This is a genomic window from Ignisphaera sp. (genome assembly GCA_038831005.1).
In the GTDB taxonomy this organism is placed as follows: Archaea; Thermoproteota; Thermoprotei_A; order Sulfolobales; family Ignisphaeraceae; genus Ignisphaera.
In genome coordinates, this window is record JAWBKZ010000008.1 from 38,933 (window position 1) to 51,092 (window position 12,160).

7 protein-coding genes and 1 CRISPR repeat array are annotated in these 12,160 nt (G+C 36.3%); of the genes, 6 read left to right on the top strand and 1 reads right to left on the bottom strand.

All coding sequences use genetic code 11. From position 1 onward, the window contains the following. The first annotated feature begins 75 nt into the window (after positions 1-75). The 5 genes from QXK50_08550 to QXK50_08570 all read left to right on the top strand — a co-directional run bounded on the left by QXK50_08550 (position 76) and on the right by QXK50_08570 (position 7,238). Positions 76-2,622: a hypothetical protein gene (locus QXK50_08550; GenBank protein ID MEM2009198.1), complete on the top strand. Its 2,547-nt coding sequence runs from the start codon at positions 76-78 to the stop codon at positions 2,620-2,622. A gap of 381 nt (positions 2,623-3,003) precedes the next feature. Continuing rightward, positions 3,004-3,924 (top strand): quinolinate synthase NadA, encoded by a 921-nt coding sequence (gene nadA, locus QXK50_08555; protein ID MEM2009199.1) that lies wholly within the window; start codon positions 3,004-3,006, stop codon positions 3,922-3,924. Beyond that, positions 3,912-4,766, top strand: coding sequence for a carboxylating nicotinate-nucleotide diphosphorylase (nadC, locus tag QXK50_08560; protein ID MEM2009200.1), 855 nt, complete (start codon positions 3,912-3,914; stop codon positions 4,764-4,766). The genes nadA and nadC overlap by 13 nt, the downstream gene beginning before the upstream one ends. Then, positions 4,763-5,548, top strand: a complete 786-nt coding sequence (gene nadX, locus QXK50_08565) for an aspartate dehydrogenase (protein ID MEM2009201.1) — start codon at positions 4,763-4,765, stop codon at positions 5,546-5,548. Before nadC ends, nadX begins: the two co-directional genes overlap by 4 nt. Before the next feature lie 214 nt (positions 5,549-5,762). Next, the gene (locus QXK50_08570) at positions 5,763-7,238 is read left to right on the top strand and encodes a hypothetical protein (protein MEM2009202.1); all 1,476 of its coding nucleotides are present in this window, start codon (positions 5,763-5,765) and stop codon (positions 7,236-7,238) included. A gap of 782 nt (positions 7,239-8,020) precedes the next feature. Here QXK50_08570 and QXK50_08575 read toward each other — a convergent pair. Next, positions 8,021-8,209 carry a hypothetical protein gene (locus QXK50_08575; protein MEM2009203.1) on the bottom strand — a complete coding sequence of 63 codons (189 nt, stop codon included), beginning with the start codon at positions 8,207-8,209 and terminating at the stop codon, positions 8,021-8,023. Positions 8,210-8,528: 319 nt separating this feature from the next. Continuing rightward, a CRISPR array of direct repeats spans positions 8,529-11,416; the repeat unit is 25 nt; unit sequence GAAACTCCCAAAAGGGAGTAGAAAG. Positions 11,417-11,555: 139 nt separating this feature from the next. Between QXK50_08575 and QXK50_08580 the strand changes: the two genes are divergently transcribed. Next, entirely contained in the window at positions 11,556-11,798 is a 243-nt protein-coding gene (locus QXK50_08580; GenBank protein ID MEM2009204.1) for a nucleotidyltransferase domain-containing protein, read from the top strand. Positions 11,799-12,160 lie beyond the last annotated feature (362 nt).

Sequence of the window (12,160 nt, forward strand, 5' to 3'; positions counted from 1 at the left end):
GACTTTTAAAGACTTTTATATTGTGTACCTGTATCTATGTATTCTCGGTAGTGTGTCTAAGCTGGGTGTTGTGTATTGAGTAGCAAATTATCTCGAATCTCTATACCGATCATCACGTCTATGGTTGTTATAGCTAGTGTAGCTGGAATCATTGGTTATATAGCTGGAGGCTCTAGAGCTCCAGTTACACAAACATATACACATACGTATACATTAACATCACCAGTAACATCGACTAAAACAATCACTATAGGCTCTATAGTTACTGAAACAACTACATCAATTCTAACATCTACCTTAATATCTACATTGAGAGAAGCTGTAGAAACTACAGCTACACATACTATCACTATGCCTACAACATATACACAAACAGTCATAACCACGAGAACAATTACAGCTACAGCATTGCCCCAGCAAACAGTTGTACCAGAAGGTAGTAGACTCTTCTACTTCTATCTCCCTTGGGATGATTCTATACAGACAGATATAAGTCTTGCTGATTATCTCCATAAACCTGCTGGTAAGTATGGTCATGTGTATGTGGGTAGCGATGGACATCTCTATGTCGGTAACCATAGGATAAAGTTCCTAGGCGTTAGTGTAGTGGGTCCAGGAGCTTTTCCGACGAAAGAGGAGGCAGAACTTATAGCTGCTAGATTAGCTAAATTTGGTGTAAATCTTGTTAGGTTTCATGCTCTTGACGCTAACTGGGAGCCCTACAACAATATATTTTCTCCTCCAGGTACAACTAGACTGAATCCAACGAATTTAGATAGAATGGACTATTTCGTTGCTCAACTAAAGAAGAATGGGATCTACATAAACATAAACTTGATGTGCTATAGACAATTCTCATCAGCTGACGGTCTTCCAAGTGAGGTAAACACTATGGCTGTTAAAGATCAGCATATACTGCCATTCTTCTATGAACCGGCTAGAAAACTTGTGAAAGACTTTGCTAGAGCTCTTCTAACTCATGTGAATCCCTATACAGGGTTATCATATGCAGAAGATCCTGCAGTAGCTATGATAGAGATTCTTAATGAATATGGAGCTACTTTTGGATGGCTTGATGGAGCTGTAGATAGACTTCCAAAGGTTTTTAGAGATGCTTTAAGAGAGAAATGGAATCAGTTCCTCATAGAGAAATACGGTACTACAGAGAACTTGGTGAAGGCCTGGGGATCAGACAGTATTCTACCTGGAGAAAATCTAGAGAGTAGAACTGTCGATGTATTTGATCTCAAGGACCTGATACTGAAGAGACCTTCACGAAGAGCTCGAGAAGATTGGGCTGAATTTCTGTGGAGACTTGACTACGAGTATTTTATGGATATGTACAATTTCTTGAAGAACGAGCTAGGTGTTAAAGCCCTTATAGCTGGAACACAATCTGCTTGGGGAGGAATGCCGAACATAATGGCTCAACTAGATATTGTTGATGCACATCACTACTGGAGATATCCTGTTGGTTCTGGAAACAATTGGTATGTACAGAACGACGCTATGGTGAACTTTCCAGAGTCTAATACCTTATCTCAACTAGCTTTCAGAAGTGTCTATGGTAAGCCTTTCACAATAAGTGAATATAATCATCCTGCACCAAATATGTATAGAGCTGAAGGTTTTGTATTTCTATCAGCTTATGGAGCTCTTCAAGACTGGGATGCCTTAATGCCTTATAGCTATGGACCTTATACCTCAGGACATATAGCTATGGCAAGCTGGAACTCTATGATGATGAGAGGTACACTAGACTTTGATCAAGATCCAGCTAGATGGGCTATGATGATCACAGCATTTATGCTTTTCGTAAGAGGTGATGTATCTCCAGCTAAACATTTTGTAGCTATAGAGATGGATAGAGAGACAGAGATACAGCTTGTAGCTACACAAAGAGCTAGTGCATGGAATATGCCCAACGGTGTTCATCTAAATATACCATACTATGTGCCTCTAATCCATAGAGCTAGACTAGTTGTAGCCAATACAACAAAACCTGTTGACGCTCTTTCACCAAGAGATGTAAAACCACCTGAGGGAAGCATCATAAAGTCTGATACAGGTGAACTTATATGGGATTGTAGAGATGCTGGAAGATGCGTCTTTATTGTTAATACACCTAGAAGTATAGTTTTGACGGGCTTCATAAGCGGTAAGAAGTTCGATCTAGGAGATATAGTTATAGAAGTTAAAGATACTTTACTAGATGGTTGGGCAACAATAGCTCTACATGTGCTAGAGGGAACAAGCTTTAGAGATGCCAGAAAAATACTCATAATAACTATAGGTGCAGCCTTTAACAACAATATGCCTATCTATAACTTCGATAACAGGCAACTCTTATTTAGAACATCATTAAATCTAACGAAAGATGACTTAAGCAATCTCTATGGAAAAAAGATATCGAACTTCGGTAACTGGGGAAGAGGTCCAACAATTGTTGAAGGTATTGAGGCAACAATATCGATTAAAACAAACAGAAACATTATTGCATGGTCTCTAGATGGTATGGGTAGAAAAACAAGATCGCTTACCATAGTAGCTAAACAAGAATATAGACAGATAATATTGTCACCCACATATGGAACAATATGGTATCAAGCTGTAGTATATTGATTAAGATCTAATACATAGTTCATTAACTATATACATGTTTATTCAAACTTTTTTCCAGATAATTGACTACCTTTATATGATAACCCGGTTTATCGATACATCTATAGAAACAGCCATAGAAAGATACATGAGATATTTACTGAATTTGAATTTATCTCTATATGGAGAACAAGGAACATTAAGGCTACATACCTTTAGCTAGCTACATCATACCCAATATGTCTCCATATTCTAGTTTATCTCGATTCCAAGCGTTCTGAATGTATTTCGTTTTAGATAATGTCTATTACCTCTTCGGCTGTAGAGTGATGAATATTTTTAACTGTTGTTCTTTAGTAAATTTGTAATCAAACGTTTATTGGTGTGAAAACCTTGGACATAGTGAATGAGGTATTTAAGCTAAAGAAAGAGACTGGAGCAGTCATCTTGGCACATAACTATCAGTCTCCTGAAGTTCAAGATGTAGCAGATTTTGTTGGAGATAGCCTCGAACTTTCTGTGAAAGCTCTAGAGAGTAGAGCAAGAGTCATAGTATTTGCAGGTGTAGACTTTATGGCTGAACAAGCAGCTATACTGAATGAGGATTCTATTGTCCTTCACCCTAATCCAGAAGCCCAATGCCCTATGGCTCAAATGATAACTATTGAAGAACTTAGAAAGTTCAAGAAGCTTTATCCAGAAGCTCCAGCTATAGTCTATGTTAATAGTCCTGCTATAGTTAAAGCAGAAGCAGATTATGTTGTTACTAGCGCTAATGTTGTTGAGCTAGTTAGATCACTATCATCTGATGTAGTTATCTTTGGACCTGATGCTCATCTAGCTCAGTATATAGCTGAAAGAACTGGTAAAGTTGTTATACCTGTGCCTAGAGATGGATATTGCCCCATACATATTAAGTTTAATGCAAATAATATACAGAAACTCATTAAGATATATGGAAAAGCTTGTTTTATAGCTCATCCAGAGTGTCCTAAGAGTGTTAGAGATTTAGCACAATTTGTTGGATCTACTAGCCAGATGGTGAAGTATGTAAAGACATCTGGAGAGAGAGTGTTTATTGTAGGTACAGAGATAGGTATTATTTATAGAATGGTTAAAGAGAATCCTGATAAGATCTTTATACCTGCTTCTACTGAAGCTATTTGTGAAGATATGAAGAAAATAACTCTTGATAAAGTGTTAAAAAGTTTAAGAGAAAGAGTCTATAGGGTATTAGTGGATAGAGCTATAGCTATAAGAGTTAGAAAAGCTATTGAGAATACTTTTAATGTTCTTGGGGTTGATGCACCTTGGAAGAGATAGCTATAGATAGACTTCTTCAGTTCCTTAAAGACGATCTGTTTTTCATAGATGTAACTACAGAGGCTATGATACCGAAGAACTGTAGAGCTAGAGCTATAGTTGTAGCTGAAGATAGAGGTATTGTTGCTGGTAATAATTTTGTTGCTCCTTTTCTAAAGTATTTCGGTATAGATGTGATTAGATATGTAGAGGATGGAGGGTATATAGATACTGGTGATATTGTTCTAGAGCTGATGGGAGAAGCAAGAAAGATACTGTCTATAGAGCGTACTATTCTGAACTTCTTAATGATTCTCAGCGGAATAGCTACATATACTAAGAGTATTGTTGAGAGAGTTAGAGAGATAAACAGTAGGTTGATTATTGCAGCAACTCGAAAGACTCATCCAGGGCTAGCGTTTTTTGAGAAATATGCTGTATCTGTTGGTGGTGGTTCTACTCATCGTCTAGGTCTTTTCGATACGGTTTTGATAAAAGATAATCATTTAGCGATAGTTGGTGATGTTAGAAAAGCTGTAGAATTAGCTAGAAAGACTTTAGGATATTTCAAGAAGATAGAGGTAGAGGTTAGATCTGCTGAAGAAGCTCTAGAAGCTGCTAAAGCTGGAGCTGATATAGTTATGCTAGATAATATGAGTGTTGAAGAAGTTGCAAAAGCTATTGAGCTTCTGCGTCTCCATGGACTAAGGGACAAGGTTTTGATAGAGGTTTCTGGAGGTATAGATGAAGATAGTATTGTTGAGTATGCTAAACTTGATGTAGATATAGTTTCGCTTAGTAAATTGACTCTAGAAGCACCACCGCTAAAGATGAGTATGGATGTTGTTGAGGTGATTTTGTGATAAGAGTAGGATTGATTGGTTGTGGAGCAATAGGGTCTAGTATAGCTAGAGTAATTGATGAAGATTTTGATGAAGTAGATCTAGTAGCTGTTTTCGATAGAGATATCAATAAAGCTCTAGAGCTGGTGAAGAAGCTTAAGAGATTTAGACCTAGGGTAACTAGTTCTATAGAAGAGATGCTTGAACAATCAATAGATCTGGTGATAGAGGCGGCTTCACCTGAAGCTGTAGAGAGATATATTGTGGATATAGTTGCTAGAGGTAAGAGTATAGTGGTTTTGAGTTCAGGAGCTTTCCTCAATAGAGATCTTCTCCAAAAAACTATCCAGATAGCTGAAAATACTGGAGCTAGAATCTATATACCTAGTGGAGCTATAGGAGGAATAGATATACTGAAAGCAGCATCTCTTCTAGACATAAATGAACTTGTATTAACAACTAGAAAGAATCCTAAAGCTCTAGGACTAGATAATATAGATAAGCCTCTAACTATTTTTGAAGGAGATGCTACTGAAGCTGTAAAAAGATTTCCATTAAATATAAACATAGCTGCCACAATAGCTCTAGCAACAAACAAAACACCAATAGTCAAAATAATAGCAGATCCAAACACAAATGAAAATATACATGAGATATATGCAAAAGGGTTATTCGGTGAAATAAGAATAGAAATACGCAACAAACGAATAGACGAAAAATCAAGATCAAGCCTAATAACAGTATTCTCAGTACTTCAGCTACTTAAACAACTCTCAAGAAAAAATCTAACCATAGGAACATAACATAATCAGCAAAACATATCACATCAAAGAAAATTCTCTACCTATTCTAGGCAACATAAACTCTATACACCTTATATCAAACTCTATCCCAATCCTATGTTTTATTGAATAAGTTTATTGATTCTACTCCATAGATGTAGTATACAGCTTACTACAGATACTCAACTAGATGCTTTATAGCTGTTTTATTTGCTGTATTTTTTGGTGAGTTTGTGTGTCCTCTAAATGCGTATTTATTACTTTTTATAGTGAGCCTATTGAAGCTTTCCTAACTTCTGTTTTTAGGATTCTGGATGTTTTTGATTGTAACAGTATCGCTATATTTACATCTGAAGGTCGTGTTGATGAAGCTAAGAGAATTATTGATTTAGTTAGAAGTTATATTCCTAACGGTATTGATCTACATATATATCCTGATTTTCCTCTACCTAATAACCTTGACAGTTTTGATAATCTTGTTAATAAGATATATGAAAAATTAAGTAATGTTTCGTCTAAAGATGTAGCTATTGTAGCTGTCTATACAGGGTCTAGAATTGAGGTTTCTGCAACTGTATTAGCTGTATCTAGAATTAGAGAGAATACTGTTCTTGTCTATACACCATTTTTCTGGGGTCCGTGGAGTAGTCTCTTCTATCCTTTTACTCCTAAGCCTCTAGAACCTCTAGTAATTCTACATCCAGATGCAGAATCTGTTAAAAATCTAGTTAAGCAGTCGAATAAACAATATGTACCGAATATACTGAGTAACTTAGGCAATAAAGTATCTGAACTACTTAGCGAGATAGGTAAACAGCTATCGATACTCAGAAAAAGGACATCTTATGAACAATACAAAATGAATCTACATTACGCATACAGTACTATGCTGTATCCAGTTGATGTCATGTGTTCAAAAATTAGAGTGTCTATACATGTTGACGGTAGTGAGAAGCTTTCAGCTGAAGCTAGAGACTACTGTAGTACCAAAGATGTTGTAGAGATTGTTGATGGACTTGGCAAAGGGTTTATAAAGCTAAGAGAAAGTGGCTCTATAGATAGTGATAGACTTAATGCTCTCGATCTACTCTTCAAATTCTCATCAATACTAACTCTAGCTGTAGAAGAGTGTAGCTATGGATGTAGCGATAATAAAGATCTTCTATTTATAGATGCTCTAAGAACTATAGGTGGTAGCGATAGTATTCTGGTTGATACAAACGTTCTCTACGCATCACTTCATACCCAACTCTATGAACATCGTGTAGAAAGGATTAAAGTACCTCTATGTGCTTATGTAGAGCTTCTTAAGCATAGAACTCACTATAGAGAGAACTATGAAAAACTTAGATCAGAAATAGCGCTTCTAGTTCTAGATGAAGTGAAAACCATAGGTATACCACTAGATAGTAATGCATCTCAACAGCCATGTGAAGTAGGTATGGCTTTAGCAAGAGATGCAATAGCGGTTACAGCAGATAGACATGCATATACAGATCTCTTTAAACACCTCAATGTGAAAGCTATTCTAGTATCCCCAAAGCCTATAAAGAGCATTAGATTCATATATAGAGAGGATATGAGGAGGATATCATATGCCTACTACGCTTTAGCACAACTAAAAGCTCTAACAAGCTATACCCCGATAGAGAAGATTCTACAGAATATGAAGATAAATATAGAGTTTAAACAAATACATGATAAACAATAATGTAGATCTCGCATCATTCTTATCTTATAAAGCTTGAATGCTCTAAAAAGTCGAAGAATAATATCTTTATGATGATACAACATCTATAAACACTCTCTCATTATAGAATAATATCTCTCAAAACATCATATACCGATACAATAATACTATAAAATAAGAACCAGTACAGCAAAACAGTCACCATATTATACATCATTGAGTACCTCTAGTTAAACTAAACAATATTGTTTACTATGTATATAATGTTGATACTACTTATTACCCTTCTCCGATACTTCTTAAGACAAGTAAATAGCATTACTGTTGAAGAGAGGCTATATTCTTGATCAAAAATAGGTTAACAAATACCATCCATACATCAATAAATCTAGTATACATCTTACAGCTTCTAAAGAACGTATAGCAATAAGATATACCTCGAGTCACTCACAAGAATAGATCTCTATATATCATGGCTAAGATTTTGATAAATATTGAGATATAGCTTCAATTTACATCAAATAGCTTTACGAAAGCGTTCACTAGCATCAATACACTTAATAGCTATAACTCTACACAATTGCTTCAACTTTTTATGAAGCTTGATACTGTTTTTCAGCAACTTTATTCTCGAAGACAATTTATAGTCCATACTTAACATATACATAGTTAATAGATTCTATATCAACCATAGCCATGAATTAGATATAGCTTTATAGCCACTATCTATGTAGAGAATCACAGCTATATATTGCTATAGATAGCTAACTTCTTACTACTCAATATCATGCATAAAGATTTTCTCAAACATCAAAACTACAATTAGCTATCAATAAACATTGATGTAGATAAATCAATAACATAGAAGCTATAAAGAAACCGATATCTAATAAACACAATGCTAACACATATCTAACTATAACAAGAACTCTAAGAATCCTAAAGAAACCAACAAAACCTAAACTTTCAACTACACCCAACCCCTCAAACACAATATAGTCTAATCACCACCTAACACTATAGCTCTTCTCAACCAACAATAAACCATTAACCAAAATAAACAACACAAACAATAAACCATTAACCAAAACATATACTCAACTCTATGCAGGTAATACTTTCAATACTTACTCATTAGAACATATAAATTCAATTCTTTTCATCACATCATCAGAACATCTACATCAGCTCAACTCTTACTCATTAGAACAACCATTATATAAATCATCAATATAGCTATGAATCTTCTGATTAAATTCATAAAAATATTTATAAACCCTAAAAAACACAAATATATAAATGTAAACACAAGAAACTCCCAAAAGGGAGTAGAAAGGCAGGTCCAGTTGCTGTTGTTAGATCCATCGGCAATTTAGCTAAGAAACTCCCAAAAGGGAGTAGAAAGTAGTTATACTAATACTGTTGTTAGCAGCACCTCATGTGGTTGCGCAGGAAACTCCCAAAAGGGAGTAGAAAGATAGATATCTATAGTAATTGCGTTTGTAATCAGGTTCTGTTGAGAATTCGAAACTCCCAAAAGGGAGTAGAAAGGCATAGAGCCTACAGCCCCCCGTCTTCACCTCCCCAAGAATAGAGAAACTCCCAAAAGGGAGTAGAAAGTTAATACAATATGATATTTGTCGAATGGTGTGTCTGTTGGTAATTCGGAAACTCCCAAAAGGGAGTAGAAAGCGGGAGAGGCATGTAGACCACTACACCGCAGCTCTCCACACATAGAAACTCCCAAAAGGGAGTAGAAAGGTATTAATTCCACCCTCTTTTCCTCCAGTTCTTCAACATCCTTTAAGGAAACTCCCAAAAGGGAGTAGAAAGTCATGTCTGGAAAACATCTTCACATTTCACCTCTTTTACAGGGGCTAGAAACTCCCAAAAGGGAGTAGAAAGTGGTTTGTATAATTTATTGTATAGTTTATCTAACCAAAAGTAAAAGAAACTCCCAAAAGGGAGTAGAAAGGACTATATCACAGAACAGGATCTAAAACTAATACTGCATATGCAGAAACTCCCAAAAGGGAGTAGAAAGGATTTAGTGAGTTTCGAGTGATAACATAGAGCAAGAGATTGGAAACTCCCAAAAGGGAGTAGAAAGTATTCTGTATATTTCATCAGGTGGTAGAACACGGTAAACCGACCAGAAACTCCCAAAAGGGAGTAGAAAGATGACCGCAAAAGCCTCCTAATTCTGTGATATAGTGCTTTCTTCTCGAAACTCCCAAAAGGGAGTAGAAAGATATCTTTGTCTTTAGTTTACATGTTTCCTCATGTAATCCTGTCGAAACTCCCAAAAGGGAGTAGAAAGTATTTATCTAGATACTTTATCTGCCTCTCATAGTTCCTGAAGAAACTCCCAAAAGGGAGTAGAAAGTCTTGTAGATGTAGAAGCTACTAAAAACAAGCTTTATGTAGAAACTCCCAAAAGGGAGTAGAAAGGAATCTGTAGCATTATATTTAGCATCTGAAATCAATAAAGAAGAAACTCCCAAAAGGGAGTAGAAAGTACGTAATGTACAAATATCCCTACCCCGTCATCTCCAGAGACCCAATGAAACTCCCAAAAGGGAGTAGAAAGCAATATAATAACCAGTGTTGGTACAAGTGAAATAGATTTAGGAAACTCCCAAAAGGGAGTAGAAAGGAAGCAGTTAGAAATCTGATATCTACTGTAAGCACAATTATACTTTTGAAACTCCCAAAAGGGAGTAGAAAGGCAACAATGTTGTTCAACTTCCTATAAGCCTCAGTATTATAGTAACGGAAACTCCCAAAAGGGAGTAGAAAGCTAGCTAATTCAGCTTCAAGTTTCCTAGCAATCATCCCTCATCCAGAAACTCCCAAAAGGGAGTAGAAAGCAGATCTCAAAGACTATTTTCTTCACCGTCTTCTCAATCAATTCAGAAACTCCCAAAAGGGAGTAGAAAGCATATGTCTGCGCAGCTAGAGATGCATCAAAACATATATCTGCGAAACTCCCAAAAGGGAGTAGAAAGCAAACTCGAATAACTCCAGCCCCTCCTTCTCAGCTTCTTCTCTAAATGAAACTCCCAAAAGGGAGTAGAAAGGTTGTAATCATTGTTGTTCTCACTTGCATAAAATTGATCCTTTCGAAACTCCCAAAAGGGAGTAGAAAGTGATGAACCTTGATGACGCTGAAAAGATCTCTATCTTAGCATTGAAACTCCCAAAAGGGAGTAGAAAGATTAGAGAGTAATTCATCTCGTTTATCTGGTTTGAAAACTGCTAAGAAACTCCCAAAAGGGAGTAGAAAGAGACGATTACAGCAGCACATGGGGGAGGAAGCATGCGCTATGGACTGAGAAACTCCCAAAAGGGAGTAGAAAGGTTTTTGCTGTTGCTGTTGCTGCTGTTGATGTGGCTGTTGATGAAACTCCCAAAAGGGAGTAGAAAGAGAATACCGGATCCAATGCGGAAGAAATTCATAATATCTGAACCAGAAACTCCCAAAAGGGAGTAGAAAGAGGGAATTAATTAAAGAAAAGGCAAAGCTTTTAGAGGTGTTAGAGAAGGAAACTCCCAAAAGGGAGTAGAAAGATCTTCAGCTTCTTTTTCCTTGGTAGTTCAGCTTCATCTATTTCTTGAAACTCCCAAAAGGGAGTAGAAAGCTATAGAATCCTTGTCAATAGAGCCATGCATAATCAAAACATTTGAAACTCCCAAAAGGGAGTAGAAAGTGCAGTAGTATAATGTGTCATATTCCTTGACAACTACAATAGAAACTCCCAAAAGGGAGTAGAAAGTCGTAGCAGTAGATCCCTAAAACAACCTCTCTATTTCCCTCGTAGAAACTCCCAAAAGGGAGTAGAAAGTAGAAGAATAGAGAGTGATATATATCAGAGTGTCATGCCCAGACGAAACTCCCAAAAGGGAGTAGAAAGTCAACTACAACACCACACAACATAGCCGAAACATGTTGGAACAGGAAACTCCCAAAAGGGAGTAGAAAGTGTGCATCTGGTACCAGATGTTGATGGAAACGGGGGTTTCTATCCACAGAAACTCCCAAAAGGGAGTAGAAAGTTGTTCACAGAAGTGAATTACTATGCAATGTTGATTGATATGTTTGAAACTCCCAAAAGGGAGTAGAAAGTTTGTAGCAAGTTACGCCGCGTTCATGGCTATAACACTCTTCCTCGCAGAAACTCCCAAAAGGGAGTAGAAAGGACGATCTTCCTGAACGCTAGGAGCGGGGCAACCACTATATAAGTTTGAAATCTATATTAGGTATGCTAAAGAGATAGAAGATTTATTTAAGAATCCACAAAACATCTTATTATCTGTTAAAAAGATATTGAGAAAATTGTGTCAAGGGCTAAGATCTATCTCTTTAGCTCAGTAGCCAGAGGTAGATATACATATTTAAGCGATATAGATATATCAACAGTTCTCGAAAACCTCCATAATATAGATGTAGACACTTTGAAGATATATATTAAGAGTAGGTATAGAGGATACCCAATAGAGCTACACATAGTTGATAGACAAACCTTCGAGAAATGCTGCGTGAAGTTCATTAAACCAGAAGAGCTTATAGAGATAACATAGAGTCTATCAATAATCATCAGCTCGCAAACTACTTTTAGCAGTAGAAAACTAACAGAGTATTACTAATAATGCTACAAAGATCGCTATATCCTCCGCATTCTTTTGATCTTTAACCTACGCCGGAATGACATAAATAAAAACCCAAATCAGTATGGTAAGTTAAGCAACCCCAATAGCTCTATCACCATAAAAATACTGGTCTTAATTCTACCTAGTTAAACTCTATGTAGGTGTATAGGAATTAAAATCGATACACAAATATAGATAGCAAATAATGGTATATCTGTATACTGAGTACTGATACATTAGTCCATCTATTTTCAATTACTGCATATTCCATAGAATTGCTCTTTTCGTTTCCC